The sequence below is a fragment of the Bacillus sp. C-3-6 genome (assembly GCF_054509685.1).
The window spans coordinates 45759-66948 of the sequence record NZ_CM137247.1 but is presented as its reverse complement, the minus strand read 5'-3'; the positions used below and the strand labels follow the sequence as shown (position 1 = coordinate 66948).

21 protein-coding genes and 2 tRNA genes are annotated in these 21190 nt (G+C 35.8%); all 23 read right to left on the bottom strand.

Annotated features, from left to right (window positions below; genetic code table 11):
- Positions 1 to 89 precede the first annotated feature (89 nt).
- The 23 genes from spoIIE to yabG all read right to left on the bottom strand — a co-directional run bounded on the left by spoIIE (position 90) and on the right by yabG (position 21112).
- Complete coding sequence (gene spoIIE, locus ACW0JX_RS00355) at positions 90 to 2561, bottom strand: stage II sporulation protein E (protein ID WP_001123550.1); 2472 nt, start codon at positions 2559 to 2561, stop codon at positions 90 to 92.
- A gap of 259 nt (positions 2562 to 2820) precedes the next feature.
- Positions 2821 to 2892, bottom strand: a tRNA-Glu gene (locus ACW0JX_RS00350).
- A 13-nt stretch (positions 2893 to 2905) separates the two neighbouring features.
- A tRNA-Met gene (locus ACW0JX_RS00345) sits at positions 2906 to 2979 on the bottom strand.
- Positions 2980 to 3138: 159 nt separating this feature from the next.
- The gene (locus ACW0JX_RS00340; protein WP_000021451.1) at positions 3139 to 3624 is read right to left on the bottom strand and encodes a S1 domain-containing RNA-binding protein; all 486 of its coding nucleotides are present in this window, start codon (positions 3622 to 3624) and stop codon (positions 3139 to 3141) included.
- 87 nt (positions 3625 to 3711) lie between these two features.
- Entirely contained in the window at positions 3712 to 4071 is a 360-nt protein-coding gene (gene divIC / locus ACW0JX_RS00335) for a cell division protein DivIC (protein ID WP_001208739.1), read from the bottom strand.
- A complete protein-coding gene (gene yabQ / locus ACW0JX_RS00330) occupies positions 4068 to 4721 on the bottom strand; it encodes a spore cortex biosynthesis protein YabQ (protein ID WP_000059781.1) in 654 nt (217 codons plus the stop codon). The genes divIC and yabQ overlap by 4 nt, the downstream gene beginning before the upstream one ends.
- A complete protein-coding gene (gene yabP / locus ACW0JX_RS00325) occupies positions 4718 to 5026 on the bottom strand; it encodes a sporulation protein YabP (RefSeq protein ID WP_001059104.1) in 309 nt (102 codons plus the stop codon). Before yabP ends, yabQ begins: the two co-directional genes overlap by 4 nt.
- 58 nt (positions 5027 to 5084) lie before the next feature.
- A complete protein-coding gene (locus ACW0JX_RS00320) occupies positions 5085 to 5360 on the bottom strand; it encodes an RNA-binding S4 domain-containing protein (protein ID WP_001234876.1) in 276 nt (91 codons plus the stop codon).
- Positions 5361 to 5374: 14 nt separating this feature from the next.
- Positions 5375 to 6835, bottom strand: a complete 1461-nt coding sequence (gene yabN, locus ACW0JX_RS00315; RefSeq protein WP_459245250.1) for a bifunctional methyltransferase/pyrophosphohydrolase YabN — start codon at positions 6833 to 6835, stop codon at positions 5375 to 5377.
- 12 nt (positions 6836 to 6847) lie between these two features.
- On the bottom strand, positions 6848 to 8449 hold the full coding sequence (locus tag ACW0JX_RS00310) for a putative polysaccharide biosynthesis protein (RefSeq protein WP_089170257.1): 1602 nt from the start codon (positions 8447 to 8449) through the stop codon (positions 6848 to 6850).
- Between the two features lie 230 nt (positions 8450 to 8679).
- Positions 8680 to 9216, bottom strand: a complete 537-nt coding sequence (gene spoVT, locus ACW0JX_RS00305) for a stage V sporulation protein T (RefSeq protein ID WP_000648306.1) — start codon at positions 9214 to 9216, stop codon at positions 8680 to 8682.
- Positions 9217 to 9352: 136 nt separating this feature from the next.
- Positions 9353 to 12883 carry a transcription-repair coupling factor gene (gene mfd / locus ACW0JX_RS00300; protein WP_000579684.1) on the bottom strand — a complete coding sequence of 1177 codons (3531 nt, stop codon included), beginning with the start codon at positions 12881 to 12883 and terminating at the stop codon, positions 9353 to 9355.
- Positions 12884 to 12988: 105 nt separating this feature from the next.
- Positions 12989 to 13213, bottom strand: coding sequence for an anti-sigma-F factor Fin family protein (locus ACW0JX_RS00295; RefSeq protein WP_000399438.1), 225 nt, complete (start codon positions 13211 to 13213; stop codon positions 12989 to 12991).
- Between the two features lie 70 nt (positions 13214 to 13283).
- On the bottom strand, positions 13284 to 13844 hold the full coding sequence (gene pth, locus ACW0JX_RS00290) for an aminoacyl-tRNA hydrolase (RefSeq protein WP_000767702.1): 561 nt from the start codon (positions 13842 to 13844) through the stop codon (positions 13284 to 13286).
- A 72-nt stretch (positions 13845 to 13916) separates the two neighbouring features.
- Positions 13917 to 14870 carry a ribose-phosphate diphosphokinase gene (locus ACW0JX_RS00285; protein WP_000107420.1) on the bottom strand — a complete coding sequence of 318 codons (954 nt, stop codon included), beginning with the start codon at positions 14868 to 14870 and terminating at the stop codon, positions 13917 to 13919.
- An 18-nt stretch (positions 14871 to 14888) separates the two neighbouring features.
- The gene (gene glmU / locus ACW0JX_RS00280; protein WP_000071039.1) at positions 14889 to 16268 is read right to left on the bottom strand and encodes a bifunctional UDP-N-acetylglucosamine diphosphorylase/glucosamine-1-phosphate N-acetyltransferase GlmU; all 1380 of its coding nucleotides are present in this window, start codon (positions 16266 to 16268) and stop codon (positions 14889 to 14891) included.
- Positions 16269 to 16580: 312 nt separating this feature from the next.
- Positions 16581 to 16874 (bottom strand): septation regulator SpoVG, encoded by a 294-nt coding sequence (spoVG, locus tag ACW0JX_RS00275; protein ID WP_000454041.1) that lies wholly within the window; start codon positions 16872 to 16874, stop codon positions 16581 to 16583.
- A gap of 152 nt (positions 16875 to 17026) precedes the next feature.
- Entirely contained in the window at positions 17027 to 17401 is a 375-nt protein-coding gene (locus ACW0JX_RS00270; RefSeq protein WP_000869823.1) for a RidA family protein, read from the bottom strand.
- A gap of 120 nt (positions 17402 to 17521) precedes the next feature.
- Positions 17522 to 18370, bottom strand: a complete 849-nt coding sequence (purR, locus tag ACW0JX_RS00265; protein WP_000702467.1) for a pur operon repressor — start codon at positions 18368 to 18370, stop codon at positions 17522 to 17524.
- A gap of 54 nt (positions 18371 to 18424) precedes the next feature.
- A complete protein-coding gene (gene ispE, locus ACW0JX_RS00260; RefSeq protein WP_000772104.1) occupies positions 18425 to 19294 on the bottom strand; it encodes a 4-(cytidine 5'-diphospho)-2-C-methyl-D-erythritol kinase in 870 nt (289 codons plus the stop codon).
- A gap of 196 nt (positions 19295 to 19490) precedes the next feature.
- Complete coding sequence (sspF, locus tag ACW0JX_RS00255; RefSeq protein WP_002094215.1) at positions 19491 to 19670, bottom strand: acid-soluble spore protein SspF; 180 nt, start codon at positions 19668 to 19670, stop codon at positions 19491 to 19493.
- Positions 19671 to 19761: 91 nt separating this feature from the next.
- Positions 19762 to 20022, bottom strand: coding sequence for a biofilm formation stimulator Veg (gene veg / locus ACW0JX_RS00250; RefSeq protein WP_000044346.1), 261 nt, complete (start codon positions 20020 to 20022; stop codon positions 19762 to 19764).
- Positions 20023 to 20248: 226 nt separating this feature from the next.
- Complete coding sequence (yabG, locus tag ACW0JX_RS00245) at positions 20249 to 21112, bottom strand: sporulation peptidase YabG (protein ID WP_001173734.1); 864 nt, start codon at positions 21110 to 21112, stop codon at positions 20249 to 20251.
- Positions 21113 to 21190: the final 78 nt, after the last annotated feature.

Sequence of the window (21190 nt, the reverse complement as noted above, 5' to 3'; positions counted from 1 at the left end):
ATCAATAACATTACCTTTTCCCACAAAAAAACCTAGGTATTCACCTAGGTTTTTAAAATCAAATTATAGATAAACATTCCACTTATATTTTACTGCGCCTGCATTCCTACAATCGGAATCGTAGCCCACTTCGGCATATTTTTCTTCACTTTTGCCACCACAATAGTCATATCATCATTTATATAACCATCACAAGAGCGAATCACTTCTTCCATAATGATATCAGCAATTTCTTGCGGGTCTTCGGTTTGCAATTCTTTAATTTTCCGCTTCATCCATAATTCATGATTCTCTACATGCTGCGCGCCCTCAAAAATCCCATCGCTCATCATAATAAGGATATCGCCCGTTTTTAATTGTTCACCCACCACATCAACTTCAACATCTTCGATGATTCCCATCGGTAAATTACTTGCTTCAATTTTCAAAATATTATTCGCGCGTTTAACAAAACTCGGCGTTGATCCAATCTTTAAAAACCTAGCACTCGCATCCCGCAAATCTACCATAGCTAAATCTAATGTTGTAAACATCTCTTCTGTCGTTCTCAAAGAAAGAATTGAATTGATAGACTTAATAGCTATTTCTTCATCAATACCCGATTGGAGTATTTTTTGTAATAATTTCACCGTTTCCTTACTTTCCATATGAGCTCTTTGCCCATTACCCATACCATCACTAATCGCAAGTGCGTATTTACCAACACTTAAATCCATCATTGCATAAGAGTCACCCGAAACAAACCCACCGCCTTTTGCGGCTGTAGCCAATCCTGTATCAAGAGAATACGTCTTCGCCGAACCAAATGATATTAAACTGTGGCCATTCGGATAAGAAGACTTTTCTTCATGTTTAACGACAATATTTTCTTTAAGGATATCCGAAAGCATCGGTGCAACTAACTTTTCACATTCACCATGTTCATTAGATGCAACTGGAATCAACATTTCAATATCAATACTTCCTCTATCTAAACAATAAATATCAACATGCTCTACTTCGACACCAAAATCACGGAACGCTTGCATAATCTGCTCTTCCTGCACTTGATGATTTTCACGCTCTCGTTGTATCTCCTTAGCAAAATCTTCCATAACTTTTGATACACCTAATAGTTGCTCCGCTACTATTCTACGATTTTCCTTCATTTGTTTTCGCAATTTTTGTCCCTCATAGAAGTGATCTAATTCACCCGCTACTAAATCCGTCACTTTTTTCCCTCTCACACAATGCTTGTCCCACTCACGAACTAATTTACGATTATGTTGCAGGGTTCCTTCTTCCGTTTCATTCATTATTTGTTTCATATAATCGTACGTTTTATCGAAATTCACTACCCAGCATTGATCCTTTTTAAAGCACGTTTGACATGTTTTCGCAGTAATTGTACTCAAAAACAAATCTGCTTCTGTCTCTTTATCTTCTTCCTCTACATACCCATATACAGAAAAACTATTAGATAAAGCAGCAAATACATTTGCGAATTGGTTGATTTTGTTCGCTGTAACATCACGCATCCTTCTTAAATATTGTTGTTGATCTTGCGAATGCTCTTGTGTACCCGGCATAAATTTAGCAATACGATCCAAAACAAGCTTTGGCGTTAATAAGAAGATAGCAATCGCTACACCTGACTCAATTAAAGTTGTTACAATATTTGTCTGCTTGTCTACATATAATGTAATTAAGCTTGTCCCTATTAATAAACCTAAACTAACACCTAAACGCTTCCCTTCTTTTAACAACCCACCAAGTAATCCAGAAAAAGCGAGAAGGCTAAGCTGAGACAAACTAGACACATTTGCTAAACTTAATATCAATCCTGTTACGACCCCCACTGTAGATCCTGTAGCAGCACCCGCAATAAATGCAAATACTAGTACTAAATACCTTGTAAAAATATGTTGAATAGAAGCATCATATACAAACCAATCTGTTGTACCCGTTAAAACAGATGCTAGTAATATAATCAAACAAACAATTTCTTCTGTCTCTAACGCCTGTTGTTTTCCTTTCCTTTCCACTAAAAGCGGGACACTTTGTAAAAATATCATAGTTAATACGAAACTAAGCCCAGCCTCAATGGTACTAACGAGTAAATCGTACATGGTGACAGTTTGTTGCGCAAAATATACAACAACTAAGTGTGCGGTTAATGCGGAGATAAATACTTGAAACGGAACAAGTCCAACGGTTTTACGTGTAAATCTACTAAAGAAGATATTATAAATGAAGAAAGTAAAGATAGATGCAAAAGTAAAAAACAAATTATCTATCGAGACTGAAAGAGCTCCTCCCATTAGAGCTAAAAATGCTAGCGGCATCTTATCCCGCTTCATAACATAAACAGCAGCAAAAAACGGTAGTGCAAACGGTAAAATATTTGTTAATATATATGCTCTTCCCAAAAGAAAACCAATAACAACAATAATAAATCCCCATCTAAAGAAAACTTGTTCGAATTTCATTCGCAACTTACTCGTCCACTTTATTCCTCCAAGCTGACTCTCATTCATTGCCAATGCACTTGTATTCATAGTATTCCTTCCTGCTTTAGGCATATTTTTAACACCACCTGCATAGTTTAATTACTGTCATTATAAAAGATGATTGTTGGGATTTTTGTCAAAACAACAGTTTTCACTTTTATAATCGTTCGACTTTTTATTCGAAATAACTCTACAGATATACACGGTATGTAAGTTATCCTTGATTTTTTAATTAAATATTCAGAAAATATAGGGTGATTTTGTAGAAGTGTTGTATGTCTTAATCCATTTAACAAAAAAAGATCATGCAAATTTGCATGATCTTTTTAGATGACCCGTACGGGATTCGAACCCGTGTTACCGCCGTGAAAGGGCGGTGTCTTAACCACTTGACCAACGGGCCGTTAAAATAAATATAGCGGCGGAGGGGATCGAACCCCCGACCTCACGGGTATGAACCGTACGCTCTAGCCAGCTGAGCTACACCGCCATGTCGTCTTATTTAACGGACAATTAGTATCTTACATCAGATATTATTTAAAGTCAACACATCTTGAAAACTTTTTTAAAATATATTTTCACATATAAAAAAGCACCCTGAGCCATCACCCTGGGTACCTCTCTATATGTTAAAAACTAAACGGCCTTATTATCCGCGACGTGCGCCACGGCCACCACGTTTAGACTCTGTGTTACGCTTTAAAGAAGTTAAACGATCTTCGCTATCCTTTAAGAAGCGTGCCATCTTTTGCTCAAATGTTTCTTTTGGAGCTCGGTCGTTACCGCCACCACGATTATCTCTGTTGAAAGAGCGATTATTACGTTGTGGACGTCCAGAACGTTGTTGATCACCACCGCGTTGGTATTCACCGCGTGGACGATCTCCTTCTGTTTTTTCACGTTCTTTCGCTTTTTTGATAGATAAACCAATCTTTCCATCTTTTTCAACATTAATAACTTTTACTTCTACTTGGTCGCCCACTTTTAAGTGATCGTTAATATCTTTTACATAGTTATCAGCAACTTCACTAATATGAACAAGACCAGTTAAGCCTTCTGGCAGCTCCACAAAAGCCCCAAAATTTGTAATACCTGTTACTTTACCCTGTAACTTGCTGCCTACCTCGATTGACATAAAAAAAATGCTCCTCCTTAGTGGTTAAAAAGTCAAATTTTACTTTATTATATATAATCCTAAAATATAGTGTCAATAAGACATACTCTACTTCGAAACAGGAAAAATTATCTCCCCTTTACCAGAGAAGAAATAATCCCTTCTAGCAATCTTTAATACGTACTCTTCATCATTTAACTTTTGAACTTCGTCTTTTAGACTTTTTTCTTTATTCGTTAATGAATCCAGTTCTTTTTTCATGTCCTTAACTTTTGCTTCTTTTGCTTTAATGGAACTGTTTTGTTGATAAAACGTTACACTAATACTCGCAATAATTGTAAAAGTAAAGACAAGAAAAACCGCTAAACGGCGATAAAGTCGCTTCCTGTTCTCATCCGTTTGTATTATATGCTCTTTAACAGGATTTGGACTCTGTTTTTCGATTGTTCTTTGTCTCAGTTCCCTCATTTCCGAGGTCCCCCTAACTTCTTTTTTATACGCTCCCATATTTGGAAGATATGTCCCTTCAATTTTGCTATATATTGCAGGAACCCTATATGTTTCACTATAAAAAGTTTAACACGATTAGGGAGAAGTTTCCATATGAGCGAAGCAATAAATCGAACAGGCCAGAAAAAAACTTTCCATATGAAAAGTAATATCCAAATCACAATTTTCCATAACACATGTCCAATTGAAAGCAGTATACGAAATAAGAATAATATAAATGCAATAAATAGCTGCGCTATAATAATAACAGGTTTTATCATGAGTAGCTGTATAATTCGAACAAAAAAATATGTTGTTTGCATAAAAATATAGATGAGAAAATTTAACAGCTTCATGTATAGTGCTTTCAGTAAGCTTTGATATGCCGCAAAACCACATAACAATGCCAAAAACACATATATACGTAGTTCAGCTTCATTTACGAGAAGCAATACATAAAAGACGAATAATGCTTGGACAATCCAAAATAATATATCTTGTATAAATACAAGCCAACGTTTACGTTCTTGGCGCTTTAAAAAACGTTGATATGTATCTAAAGACGCTCCAATCCAAGCACCCATTCCAATCATTGAAAGCATTGTATACAACTGAATTGTTAGACTCATTTAAACAACTTACTAAAGAAACCTTTAGTTTTTTCCCCTTGATTTTCATCAATATACAGCATCTCATTAACTTTCCCTTTAATCGACACAATACCTTTTTCTACATCTAAATTTTTCATTTGTAAATTTTGACCACGAATCGTTAAAAAACCCATTACGGTCTCTAGCAAAAACTCTTCGCTATCAAAACTCTCTACCTGCTTCACACCGGTAATATCAATTATACGCCTGCCACGCATAATAATGTCATGTTCTACAGAAACATTTTGTTGATTAGAAGACGTAGGTGAGTAACCATTATTCACGTAAATCCCCCCATAGGTTTTTACTAGCTAATAGTAATGTATGAGGGGATACATAATTTTAGAACAAGCCTTCTTCCGCTTTTACTTTTTCTTCACGAACTAAGCTATACATATTTGCTGCATCTTCTTTTTTAGTTGTTTCTTTCAATTCATTTATTTTTACAGTCACTATTTTTTGACCAAAACGAATTGTTAATTCATCAGCTACTTTCACATCAGAACTCGCTTTTGCCACTTGACCATTAATAGATATTCTTCCTTGATCAGCTACTTCTTTCGCTAATGTTCTTCTTTTAATTAAACGTGACACTTTTAAAAACTTATCTAGACGCATATCAAATCCCCCTATTAACGCTCTGTTTGTTTCGCTTCTTCCCATAAAACATCTAACTGTTCTAATGATAAATCTTCCATCTCTTTATTCATTTCAGCTACTTTTGCCTCCATGTATAAAAAACGACCAGTAAATTTCTCATTAGTTGAACGTAACGCCTCTTCTGGATCTATTTTATAATGACGGGCTATATTAACAAATGCAAATAGTAAATCACCAAACTCACCTAGCATCTTTTCCTCATCCATGTTTGTAACTTCTTGCTGGAACTCTTGCCATTCTTCCAAAGCTTTCTCTATCATCGGCTGCACATCAACCCAATCAAATCCAACCTTACCAGCTTTCTTCTGAATTTCAAAGGCGCGTAGTAACTGCGGCAAACTTTTAGGAACGCCATTTAAAACAGATTCTTTCACGAATCCTTTTTCTTGTTTTTTAATTTCTTCCCAATTGGCAATCACTTCATCAGCATTGTTTACATCCGCATTTCCAAATACATGTGGATGGCGACGAACCATTTTCTCAGATAGAGTTCGAATGATATCATCTATAGAGAACCAACCTTCATCTTCTCCGATTTGAGCATGAAGCATAACTTGTAATAATATATCACCTAATTCTTCTACTAAGTGATCATCATCCTCTTCATCAATTGCTTCCAACACCTCATAAGCTTCCTCAATTAAATATTTCTTTAATGATTGATGCGTTTGCTTTTTATCCCACGGACAACCATTTGGACCACGCAGGTCTGCAATAATTTCTCTAAGAACATCAAACTGTTGATACAAGGACGCACGCTCCTGAACAGGTGGCACGTACACACTTGTTAAATTATTCAATTCCGTTTCATGATCTAACATGTACAACGGTACCTTCTTTACTTGTTCAAATGAAGTTCCTGCAGCTGTTACGATATACACTTCATAATCATCTGGCAACATCTCCATTAATGTTAATTTCACATCAGATGCAACGAATGCATCATATACTTGGCAAAAGATTAAATGTTGACGTAATTCTAATTGCCCTCTTTCAAATGATGTAGCATCAAGTAATTGAAATCCTTCAATCGGGTCAATTTTTAGGCTTGCAAACATAGGATCAAGGAAACTTTGTCCACCCTCAATTCGCACTTCAACATTTGAAACGTCTCCTTTTTCCAACAATAGCTGAACTGTTCTTTCTGCTACAAGTGGATGTCCCGGAACCGCATAAATAATTTCTGTACCTTCAGCTTGTTCTAGCAATTTATTCGCAATTGTTTCATATACAATTTCAAACGTATCATGTGCTTCATATACAGCATCAAAAGCCGTATATTGTATGCCTTCTTTCTCTAATTCTTCTATAACCGGATGTTCCTTCGTTCTAACAAACAGATGGTCTGCTTCTTTTATTTTTCGATATACACCCATCGTTAGCTGATCTAATTCACCAGCACCTAAACCTAAAACAGTAATGATTCCACTCACAACCTGTCACCTCTATCCACTCTTCTTCAATGAACCTTCTTTTTTCTCTTGTTTCATAACAGTTCCTAATTCTTTTTTTGTAAATACACGTAATTTTAAAATAAAAAACATATATGTCAATCCGCCGATGGCTACACCTAACAACGCCTCAAGCGTCGCGCTCGCTCTATGTTCCGTATCAATTACTAATCCAGACATCTGCAACACACGCGTGAACATCATTAATACAAACCCCATACAGATACCACTAATTACTACACCTAACATATTTCGCTTATTGATAAGTGACCCTGATACAGCTCTCATAAGCAACAAACTATTTAGTCCAGAAATTATGATTAACGCACATAAAGTCGCTAAGGCTGCCCCTTTCACACCAAAATAAGGCATGAATATATAATTTAACGCTAACTTTAAGCAACCTCCAAATACAACAAATAATGCTGGCTTAAATGTTTGTCCCAACCCTTGTAAAATAGAAGCCGTCGTAATTGACAATGAACTAAATAAAATAGATAAAGATAAAATAGATAAAACATCTGATCCATCACTATTTTCAAACAACATAATATTCGTAGGTTGAATAATACAAGTTAGTCCAATAGCTGCTGCAAATCCAATAACAAATGTTATTTTCATTGCTAACTTTACCTTTTCTTGAATAAAGGAAAGATCTCCTCTTTCCTTCGCCGCTGTAATAATTGGAATAAGTGATAACGAGAAAGAAGTCGTCACAACAGTACCTAATTGCATTAGCGGAATACTTCTATCATAAACACCCTTTAATACTTTTGCACTTTCAGCCTGTTCTCCCGCACCAATAAGTAAAGTGTACAAGGACATTGAATCAGCCATCTGTATAAAAATAAGCACTAAATTACTAACACAAATCGCTAACCCCTGCCAAAAAAGGATTTTAATTATCTTCCTTTTACCCTTAATTCTCGCTACACTTTTAAAAAATATGGAACGAAAATCTCGACGCATATACAACATAAGTACAATAATCCCAATAAGTCCACCCGCAATTGAGCCTAACATAGCCCCTGCACCAACTGTATATAAATCAAATCCGTGAGCAATTAGGAATAGCGATAAAAATACAATAATAGAAACTCGAATTGTTTGTTCTATTACTTGCGAAACAGCCGTTGGCATCATATTATTGAACCCTTGAAAATACCCTCTTGCTACAGACAAAAACGGCATCAATAAGAACGAAAATGAAATAACACGTAGCAACTTATCTAAGTGCATATCGCCCATAGCTATCGCGATTGTTTCAGCCCCAAAAAACAATGTAAAGAAACCTATAAAACCAATTCCTAATAAAAACCAAAAAGATACACAAATAATTTCTTCTGCTTCTTTCTGTTTTCCCCACTCTAGTCGTTCTGCAACCATTTTTGAAATGATAACAGGAAACCCATAAGTAGCTAAAATTAAACAAAATCCATAAAACGGGTAAATTTGTTGGTAAATATAAAAACCAATATCCCCTGCTATATTTTGATATGGAATACGGTAAAAAGCGCTTAATACTTTTGTAACAAAACTTGCAATCGTTAATATAATAGCCCCACGCCAAAAGGCTTGATACTTCTTCGCTTCCATACAAGAAAACTCCTTTTTCTATTCTCACCTCTCGTATTATATCATAAAGAAAAGTACAAACTCCCTTAACACCACGGGTAATACTAGGTCCCTACACGTTAAAAATATTCAACGAAAAAAGGTAGCAAAGCGCTACCTTCATTCAATATACATATATCTCCAAATAATTGATTTCTCAAAAAGAAAGATCATAATTAGGAAAGATTGCTACTTCTAAAATCAATATACCCTTACTGTTCCATTTGTTTCGCTAAGAAACTGGCAGCAGTATTAACCGCTTTATGCTCGATTTCGCTTATAATAGCTTCTTTTGAAAAAATAATGACGGCTCCAATTGGGTCTCCGTTTGCAACAATCGGTCCAACTGTATAAGAATGAACCTTTTCTGTTACACCATCGATAATGGAAATATCACTTTCGTCCGTCATAATAACAGACTTTCGTTCTTCCATCGTTTTTTCGATTAGATCGCCAACACTTTTATTTAAGTATTCTTTTTTCGATACGCCTGATACTGCGATGATAGAATCTCGGTCACAGACAAGCACATTATGTCCTAAGCTGTCATATAAAGCCTCAGCATATTCCTTTGCAAAATCACCTAGTTCACTAATTGGAGAATACTTCTTTAAAATTACTTCTCCATCGCGATCAACAAATATTTCTAGTGGGTCTCCTTCTCGAATACGTAAAGTTCTACGAATTTCCTTTGGGATTACTACCCTGCCTAAATCATCAATTCGACGTACGATTCCAGTTGCTTTCATTCTAATGCTGCCTCACTTTCTACTGATGATCAAAGTGGTGAATTTACCTGTTCATGTAAAAATCACCAACTGTTAGACATAGTATTTTACACATTAGTTCTTCTATGCACGTCGAATTGTATTTTTTTATCTTATTTTAGGCATTTATTACTTCTTTTTTCACATCTGGTAAGCCTTTTAATAAATTTTCAGCAATTGTTAACCACTTCGATGTCTCTAAGCCATTTGTTTTCATAACAATTTTCAATTGTGATCCTTCCATTCCTAGACCGATCATACGCCCAAAACTATTTCCGAGCATGAATAATTTTCCACCATCAATATTTTGACTTGCTTGTTCAGAAAACAGGAATGTTACTTCAAATTTATTCTGCTTAATTAACTCAATTTGTTCTTTCATTGCCAACACTTTAATATTTGCAATTTGTAATAAATAACCAACTTCTTGTGGGTAATCACCGAATCTATCGATCATTTCTTCCTGCAATTCTTCAATATCCTCAATTGCAGAAACACCTCTAAATTGTTTATACATCATAATTTTTTGCTTACTATCTGAAATATAAGCATCTGGTAAGTATGCATCTACCTCTAAGTCAATTTCAACATTAACTGTATTTTCAGCCCCATCTGTTCCTCTTCGCTGTTCAATTGCATCTTTTAACATTTGAGAATATAGATCAAATCCGACAGAATCAATAAACCCATGCTGTTCTGCTCCTAACAAATTACCTGCTCCACGAATAGATAAATCTCTCATCGCAATTTTGAAACCAGATCCAAGTTCTGTGAACTCTTTAATTGCTTGCAGACGCTTCTCTGCAACTTCTGACAGCACTTTGTCACGTTTATAGGCAAAGTATGCATATGCAACACGATTAGAACGTCCAACACGCCCACGAAGCTGGTACAACTGTGATAACCCCATACGATCTGCATCAAATACAATTAACGTATTTACGTTCGGAATATCTACACCCGTCTCAATAATTGTTGTACTTACAAGAACATCATGCTGTCCTTCTAAAAATGATAGCATAACAGACTCTAATTCACTTTCGTTCATTTTCCCATGTGCGTACGTTACGCGAGCATCTGGAACTAACATCGAAATTTCATCTGCTTTTCTTTCAATATCCTCTACACGGTTATATAGGAAGTAAATTTGACCGCCTCTTGCAAGCTCTCGCTCTATCGCCTCTCGCATTAATGCTGGATTATACTCTACTACATACGTTTGGACTGGGAAACGATTTTCTGGCGGTGTCTCAATAACAGATAAGTCGCGCACACCAAGCATAGACATATGAAGCGTCCGCGGAATCGGAGTTGCCGTTAATGTTAATACGTCAACATTCGCCTTCAATTGTTTAATTTTTTCTTTATGCGTCACACCAAATCTTTGTTCTTCATCAATAATAAGAAGCCCTAAATCTTTATAAGTGACATCTTTAGATAAAATACGATGTGTTCCGATTACAATATCTATTGTGCCATCCTTTAAGCCCTTAATCGTTTCATTTTGTTGTTTTCTCGTACGGAATCTACTTAATAATCCTATATTGATTGGATAATCTTGAAAACGCTCTCGAATTGTTTCATAGTGTTGCTGCGCAAGAATCGTTGTCGGTACTAAAATTGCAACTTGTTTTTCATCCATAATTGCTTTAAATGCCGCACGAATAGCCACTTCCGTCTTTCCATACCCTACATCACCACAAAGGAGCCTATCCATCGGGCGTCCGCGTTCCATATCTTTTTTAATCTCGTCAATAGAACGTAACTGATCCTCTGTCTCTTGATATGGGAAAGATGATTCGAACTCTTGTTGTTCTGCCGTATCTGGCGTATATGCATAGCCTTTTGAAGCTTCGCGCTCAGCATATAGTTTAATTAGGTCATCCGCAATGTCTTGTACAGATTTTTCAACTTTCGTTTTAACCTTTTTCCAATCATTTCCGCCTAATTTGTAAACTTTCGGATCCTTACCTTCAGACCCTACATATTTTTGGACTTGATCAATTTGTTCAATTGGAACGTATAACTTATCATTACCTTGATATTTAATATTTAAATAATCTTTATGAACACCATTAATCTCTAATGTCTCAATACCTAAAAATTTACCTATACCATGATTTACGTGAACTACATAATCTCCAACTTTTAATTCCGAATAACTTTTAATACGTTCAGCATTCGATAACTTTTGTTTACGTTGTGATTTTTTAACTTTCTTATGAAAAAGCTCCTTTTCAGTAATGACAACAAGCTTTTGCATCGGCATTTCAAACCCTGCATGTAAATCACCTACAGCAATTTGTAGCCTTCCAGGCAATAAGATATCTGTGCCTTCTACAATATCTGCCTCAATATCATAATCACTTAAAATATGTTGTAATTTCTTCACACGTTCATCATCTGTTCCAAGTACAACAGTCGTAAAATGCCCTTCATTCCATCTATCAATTTCTGTTTTTAACAAATTCATCTGTCCATGGAAATCTTGCATTGTTTTACATGTTACATTTACAATATTTTGCGGATGTGTGTGTGCGATATGACGCAAGAATAACGTTAAATATACAAAACTTCTTTTTTTATGATGAAGAAACCCCTCAAATGCGTGAGAGAAAGATAAATCTTGAATAATTGTTCCTTCACCAAGAAGTGATATATACCATTCCGCCTCTTCTGTTTCAAGATGTGATGCTGTTTCTTGAATACGGGAAATCTCATCTAAAATTACAACACCATCTTCTGGTAAATAATCTATCAGACTAGCAGGTTCTTTATAGAAAATAGATAAGTATTTAAACATCTGTTCTATACTTTGCCCGTTTTTCAACATCTCAATTTCATGACTTACCGTCTCAAGCACTGTAGTCTTTAGTTTATCATCAGAAAGTTTTTGCATCGTCTTAGTCAAACCTTCTTCAAGATGCTGAATTCCTGATTTTAATTCTTCCTGTGAAAATAAAAACTCTGTTGCCGGACCAAACCTAACGCTTTCTTTTTTACCTTGAGAACGCTGTTCATCCACATCAAATAATCGAATAGAATCGACTTCTGTATCAAAAAATTCAATACGAAATGGTAGTTCTTCAGTTAAAGGATAAATATCTAATATTCCCCCGCGCAAACTGAACTCCCCTGGAGCTTCTACCATCGACTTACGTTCATAGCCAATATGATGTAAAGTATGCAAGAGCGCATCTAAATCAATCTCTTGCCCTAGATTGATTTCAACTTGCTTTTGCTTCCACAATTCTTTTATTGGTAAAAATCTACGCAATCCTGCCACTGGCGCTACAATGATTCCATTCTCTCCCGCAGCCAAGCGATTTAACACTTCTATACGTTGCGCCTTCAATTCTGGACTTGCAACCCCAATTTCCGATGCTATCAGTTCATTCACTGGATATAGCCACACATCTTTTTCACCAAGTAACGCCACTAAATCTTCATGTACTTTTTGTGCTTGGTATAAGTTATGTGTAACGATTAATTGTGATTTTTTTGTTTTTTTATATAAAGCCGCCATTAATAATGAACGAGAAGACGTTGCCATCCCTGATATAAGTTGTTCTTTTAACCCATCTTCTAATCCATTAATAACCGATTGTATCTCTTCATTTTTATAAAATTGCTCTAATAAACCTATCATTTTTAAAACTCCTCTCAACATAAAGAGCAAGTCATTCTATTTTATGCAAATATTTTGGAAAAGGAAAACAGAAAAATGCTTTGGACATGCCAAAGCGACAACATTTTATTGCAGAAATTTTTCATACTCATAATACTCAGGATAAGATGCGAGCGTTTCTTGACACGATTCACAAATTGTTTTTATATATATATTTCCATTCTCATGAAAATGAATCATCTCTACTACTTCTTGCTCTGTTAGTTGAAATAAAACGTCGCTATATACTTTTTCTGCGTTAATGGAGCCTACATTACCTCCGCAGTGTCTGCAATAATAATACCCTTCCATACTAGCCTCCTAAAAATTCAATTACTACTAGTATGGGTAAAACAAAAGAGAAATATTCCCAATCTCATTTTTAACTATTGAAAGTATTCATGATTTGGAGAAAAGGCTTATTTAGCCACTCTTCACATGCATCCGCTGCTTTTTCAATAGAATGGTTAACATCCGGAATCTCTTCAGATGTAAAGCGTCCTAATACATAATCGACTACCTTCATTCCATTTTTCGGGCGATCGATTCCCATACGGATACGTTGAAATTCTTGTGTTCCTAGGTGTGAAATCGTTGACTTTACACCATTATGTCCACCAGCACTACCTTTCATGCGAAGACGCAATTTACCTACAGGAATGTCTAAATCGTCGTACATAACAACGAAGTCCTCAACATCAATTTTATAATAATCCATGAGTGGACGAATACTTTCCCCAGATAAATTCATATATGTTAGCGGCTTTAATAAGATTACCTTTTCTCCATTAACAAACCCTGCACCAAATACACCTTTAAATTTTTGTTCATTCAAAGAAATGTTCCAACGCTTCGCAAGTTCATCAATGGCCATAAATCCAATATTATGCCTTGTTAATTCATATTCTCTACCTGGGTTCCCAAGTCCTACTATCAATTTCATTCTTGTACCACTACTTTCTTTTTTCGATACGAAAAGACGTAACCAAAATTGGTTACGTCTCATTCTATCCAATTAATTGAATAATACACTCACAGATTCTTCTTCGTATACACGAATGATTGCTTCTCCAATTAATGGAGCAACTGAAAGTTCATGTACTTTGTCGATTTTCTTCTCTTCTGGTAATACGATAGAGTTCGTTACAACTAACTCTTTAATATTTGAATTTTGAATACGCTCAATTGCTGGGCCAGATAATACTGGGTGTGTACAGCAAGCATATACTTCAGAAGCACCGTTCTCAACAAGAGCGTTTGCTGCTAATGTAATTGTACCAGCTGTATCAATGATGTCATCAATTAAAATCGCTGTTTTGCCTTCAATATTACCGATAATGTTCATTACCTCTGATACGTTCGGGCGAGGACGACGCTTATCAATAATAGCGATTGGCGCTTTTAGACGATCTGCCATTTTTCTTGCACGAGTTACACCACCATGATCAGGAGACACGATTACGATATCTTTAAGACCTTTTGTTTCAAAGTAATCAGAAAGAATCGGTACACCCATTAAGTGGTCGATTGGGATATCAAAGAACCCTTGAATTTGTGGAGCATGTAAATCTAGAGTGATTACACGAGTTGCACCTGCTGTTTCAAGCAAGTTTGCTACAAGTTTCGATGTAATTGGTTCACGAGAACGCGCTTTACGGTCTTGACGCGCATAACCATAATAAGGAATAACAATATTAATTGTTTTCGCAGATGCACGTTTTAATGCATCGATCATAATAAGTAATTCCATGATATGTTCGTTTACTGGGAAGCTTGTAGATTGAATAATGAATACATCGCAACCACGGATACTTTCTTCAATGTTAATTTGAACTTCTCCATCACTAAAACGATCAACAGAACATTTTCCTAGTCCTACTCCAATATGCTTTGCAATCTGCTCAGCAAGTTCCTTATTAGAGTTTAAAGAGAATACTTTCAAATTAGAATTTAGATATTGAGTCGACATCTAGATTAACCCTCCACATTATGATTTTTTCTTATTCAGCAATTGATCAACATAGTCTTCTTTGTTAACTTGACGTGCACGTGCTACCGATAATGCTTTTGATGGAACATTCTCTGTAATTGTAGAGCCTGCTGCCACATAAGCACCATCTTCAACTGTTACTGGAGCAACAAGGTTTGAATTACATCCAATAAATACCCCATTACCAATCACAGTTTTGAATTTATTCTTACCGTCATAGTTCACCGTAATTGAACCACAACCAAGATTCACGTCTTCTCCAACTTGTGCATCCCCGATATAACTCAAGTGTGAAGCTTTACTTCTATTACCAAAGACAGTTTTTTTGATTTCCACGAAATTTCCAACGCGTACTTCGTCTCCAATAACTGAATCTGGGCGAATGTGTGCAAATGGACCAACCGATACTTCTGTACCAAGTTTACTATCATGTACAGTAGATTGACGAATTGTCGTACGATCTCCAATTTCACTATCACGAATTACTGTATGCGGTCCAATTTCACAATCAGAACCAATTACAGTGTTCCCCTCAATAATTGTTCCTGGATGAAGAACTGTATCACTACCGATAATTGCATCAGCAGAAATATAAGTGTTACTTGGATCAATAATTGTAACACCATTTACCATGTTCTTTCGGTTGATACGGTTTTTCATAATAATTTCCGCTTGCGATAGAGCGACTCTGTCGTTAACACCTAACGTTTCATCGAACTGCTCTGTTTGATAAGCTGATACGATATGACCTTCATTTTTTAAAATCTCAATAACATCTGGAAGGTAATATTCACCTTGTACGTTATCATTTGAAACTTTAGAAAGTGAAGCAAATAAAGCCTTATTATCAAAACAATACGTACCTGTATTGATTTCTTTAATAGCTAATTCTTTCTCATTTGCATCTTTATGCTCAACAATCTTTTCAACATGACCATTCTCATTACGAACAATACGGCCATATCCAGCAGGTTCTTCTATGTACGCTGTTAGCACCGTCGCCATTGCTCCTGCTTCTTTATGTTGCTGAAGTAATGCTTCCATCGTTTCAGCAGTTATTAGCGGCGTATCCCCACAAATAACTAAAGTTGTTCCTTCTTCATTTGCAAGTACACTTGCAGCTTGATCTACAGCATGTGCTGTACCAAGTTGTTCTGCTTGTAATGCAAACTCACTTACGTTTCCTAGCTGTTCTTGTACCATTTCAGCACCATGCCCAACAACCGTTACAAGTTTCTGCAATCCTAATTGAGATACTTGATCGACTACGTGTTGTACCATAGGTTTTCCGCATACAGGATGCAGCACTTTGTATAGCTTAGACTTCATACGTGTGCCTTTACCTGCAGCTAGAATCACTGCAAATCTGTTTGACATATAGACCCTCCATCGCAACCTATTTATCCATTAAAGATATTATCCTAAATCATCATATATTTCAAGAAACACATTTTAACTATTAAATTTTACCATAATTCTTATAAGATGTTTTACTCTTTAGTATCTTTTTTAAGAAATAAGCTATACTATTTAAAATGATTTTGAAAAAATTAGTAGTTTCTTCTTTTTATGTTAATGAATTATGAAATTTTCAAATATAAAGCAAAAAAAAACAAACTCCTGTAAATGCTTACAGGAGTTTGCTACAAAATTATAAGGCTTTTCGTCAAAGCCCTTTTCATTCGAATTTTACGAAGCACCTGCTTCTTCAAACTCAACCTCTTCTAACTCGCCTAAACGATGATACTCTGTTAAAACCGCATCTTGAATTTTAGAGCGTGTACCAGAATTAATCGGATGTGCAATGTCACGGAACTCTCCATCTGGAGTACGTTTACTTGGCATTGCTACAAATAATCCATTATTACCATCAATTACACGAATATCATGAACAACAAATTCATGGTCCAAAGTAATAGAGGCAATTGCTCTCATGCGGCCTTCTGTGTTTACGCGGCGTAATCTTACGTCAGTCACTTCCATCTTGTGTTCACCACCCTTTTCTAAATAAGCGATATATTTGTATAAATTCCACAAATTTTCTATTTTCCCTTTAATTTTTTAAAAATTTTTAAGATAAAAATTTTTAATGTAGTTGAATATAGAGATTAGTGGAGGTTATCGCTTACAAAAGGTTACTTAACTAGGGCGATTACTTCAATTTCAACGGAAACATCTTTCGGTAATTTTGCTACTTGCACACAAGATCGAGCTGGTTTATGAGTAGAGAAATAAGAGCTATATACTTCATTCACAGCATTAAAATCATCCATGTCCTTTAAAAATACTGTTGTTTTTACGACTGTATCAAATGAAGCACCCGCTTCCTCTAATACCGCTTGTAAATTTTGAAATACTTGTTCTGTTTGTACTGTTACATCTCCTGTTACAAGCTCCCCATTTTCCGTTAATGGAATTTGTCCTGAGCTATAAAACATATTATTTACAATAATCCCTTGTGAGTAAGGTCCAATCGCTTGTGGTGCCTTGCTTGTTTGAACAACTTTCATACTTTTCACCCTTTTATTATTTATTTTACTCTTTAAAAATAGTGTACGAAAGGCAGTTTGTCCATCTATTTTATAATCTATAAATAAAATAAAAAAAGATAGAGCTATCTGCTCTACCTTTTATTCAGCCTCTACAAGCCCTTCATCAAATGGTGCAAGAGAATAATTCCCTTTTTCCACTTGAATCGTTTTTTCTTTCACATCAACTTCCGATAGACGAATTAATGATACAAAATTATTAATTAGTCGTTCTTCAATATCTGTGGATTCTACTAATACACCAATCCCAACAACATTAGCCTTGAACTCTTCTAACATACTCATCATACCTTGAATCGTTCCGCCAGCTTTCATGAAGTCATCAATAATTAAAACATTCGATCCTTCTGGAAGGCTGCGTTTTGCTAACGTCATTGTTTGAATTCGTTTAGAAGAACCCGACACATAGTTAATACTAACAGTCGGACCTTCTGTTACCTTATTATCTTTCCTTGCAATTACAACTGGTACATCTAAGTAATTTGCCACTGCATAAGCAAGTGGAATCCCTTTCGTTGCCACTGTCATAACCGCATCAATTGATTGCCTAGCAAAAACAGAAGCAAACAAACGACCTGCGCCATTAATATGGCGAGGATTACTCAATAAATCTGTCATGTATAAGTAACCGCCAGGCAAAATACGATCTGGATTTTCAAATAAGCCACAAAGCTCATCAATAATTAGATCTGCCTCTTCTTCACTTATATACGGTATATATTTCACTCCTCCTGCTGCTCCTGGTATCGTTTGCAATGTGCCGACCCCTTGTTGTTCAAACGTTTGCTTAATAATAACTAAATCCTCACTAATGGAAGACTTAGCCGATTGATACCTTTCAGCAAAAAAAGTGAGAGATACTAGCTGACGAGGGTTTTGTAGCAAGTAATAAGTCATATCGACTAATCTTGTACTTCTTCTAATTTTCATACTCTCACCTCAAATCACGAATATTCTAAACAAATCATAACGTATTATACGTCTTTATTCAAGCGTTTCTCGCTCTCCTAATAAACGTACCGCATAGACCTGTTCACAAAATCCTTTTAATCCGTTATAAATGCGATGCATTCGAGAATCATGGTGTACAAGTCCAAATACAGTTGGACCACTTCCACTCATCAATACAGCATCCGCTCCGAATCGCTTCATCTGTGATTTAATACGTGCAACTTCAGGATGCATTCCAAATGTTACATCTTCTAAAACGTTACCAACAGTATCACAAATCCCTTTATAATCTCCAGAATTTATGACATCAACCATTTTATCTACATTTGGATGTGTAACTCGATTTAACTTTAAATTTCCATACACATCAGCAGTAGATACACCTATATGTGGTTTCGCTAAAATAACCCAACAAGAAGGCGGAGTCTTTATATGCTCAATTTTCTCTCCTCTTCCAGTGGCAATTGCTGTGCCGCCATATACACAGAAAGATACATCTGATCCAATTTCTGCGCCAAGCTCTGCTAACTCATCAATTGTAAGCCCTAAATTCCATAATTTATTAAGACCACGTAATGTCGCTGCTGCATCACTACTTCCACCTGCTAATCCAGCTGCTACTGGAATCGTTTTTTCAATAGTAATAGATACACCTTTTTTTACATTAAACTTCTCTTTTAATAATTTCGCTGCCTGATAAGCTAAATTTCGTTGGTCGTCTGGGACATACCGATTATGGGATAAAATTTCAATACGGTCTTCTGCTAATTCCGTTAGTTCTAGACGATCTGCTAAATCAATGGTTGTCATAATCATTTTCACTTCATGATATCCGTCTTGTCTTTTTCCCAGTACATCTAACGACAGATTAATCTTTGCTGGTGCTTTCACTAGTAGCTTCAATCTATTCACCCACTCTATGTACTCAATCTTTTATCGTTTATTTTACCATAAATTTATAGTAAGACGATGACACTTCCCTAATTATAACGAAAAGCATTCAGAATGAAACTACTTATGTAAAATGATGGCACCTTTTAGAGTACAAAAAGCCGAGGAATGTCTCCTCGGCTACCGTAGCATAGAAAGTATCTTACAACTACTGGTTTCGTTTCATTAATTGCTGTTCTGCAATTTCTATAGCACGTTTCACCATGTTACCAGCATCTTTCGCACGAATTCCGCCCCATCCTTCTTTCTGAACAACATCATAAAAGCCAAGCTCTTTTGCTAGCTCTTCTTTAAATTGGTTTGACATGACACCTCTTCGTCTACTCAATGCAGAGTCCCTCCTTATTTTGCTACGGTATAGTTAGTATGCAAAATAATATAGCTTTTCATTTATGGGAATATATGTAATGATATGCGGATTATAAAATGACCTCATCATGAGGGTCTCCATAAAATGTTAACTCTACTGTCTCTGTTAAAACATCTGCATAACTATAAGATACACGTTGCAACGCATCTTCTTGTTGATCCAATTGTACAACAAAAACAGAACGGTATGTTTCTGCTAGTACACCTGATTGCTCCACAGTTTTTCTTCTTCCACTATTTGCTTTTAACATAAGTCGCTGTCCAAGATGGTGATCTAATTCGCTTTTAATTTCATCTAAACGTTTTGACATATACTTCGCTACACCTCGCTGTAATTTAGATTGAACACTTAAAACACGATATATCTATCCTAATTATTAACCGCGATTCACAGCTAATATCATCTTGCGTTTGAATAGATAGAAGAAATACTATATTGTAAAAGTATCATTACGTAGTCTGTACGTTCTTGTCTCTTTTTATCCAAATTCATTTAAATCCTTCCATACAAAAAAGCAAGATACATATGTACCCTGCTTACTCTTCGTAATGTTGAAAAGGTAATCCCGTTCGTAAAATCCCTCTCGTTTCAATTCCACCTAGTCCCTTTTCACCAGTAATTGTATTACGTACGACATCCCATACATTGACTCTCTCCATAAATGAAGTAAAACTAATTTTACCAACTACATATACAGGATCTAGTGCATGAATATTAATTCTAGATGGTGAACTAGCGAAATTGGCGCCTGCACGAATTAGTGCCTCAAAGTGCGATTGACATGCCCCAGCAAAAATAACAAGTTGATCCAATGATGGATATTTTTTTCGCACTTCTCGAACAGCCTGTACAAAATGCCTTGAATGCCTATATGCCGCTAAATCTCCCTTCACTCCTTTCGATTTTGTATATGCATCATGCCCCGTAATAACGAGAATGTCTGGGCGAAAGTGATCTATTAAGTCTACTACTTTTTCATGCATCTCCGTTTCTTTACAATGAATACCTTGTACAGGAACGCCAATTTTGTTATATAAGTCTAAGCACTTGCGCAAATATAAAGGGTCTCCATCTATATGCAATACACGTCCCGGCATTTGAAAATAATTCACCTCACTTGTGTATCCACCAGTTGAAGTATGTTCATGCCTTTGTTTCATTAACACATAATCTTGTTGAAACAAACGATACGTGCGCTCCATTGTTTCTTTCTCACGCTTCACCCTTTTTTTATGTTCTCGTTGATCTATACTAATTAAATCTTCAAGTGGCGCATCCGCCACCAGTCTAATTTCCTCTCCAAACAATATAGCTATCTCGCCTTTTATTTCTATAATACGAAAAAGAATATCCCTCTTATGAGAATATCGTTCCACTAATTCTCCAACATGTAAAGCCATTCTCCTACCTCCAAACTCATTAGGCCATCTTACCTGTTTTTAAAATATGAATTTAGAGGGAGAAAGGTGACAAAAGGG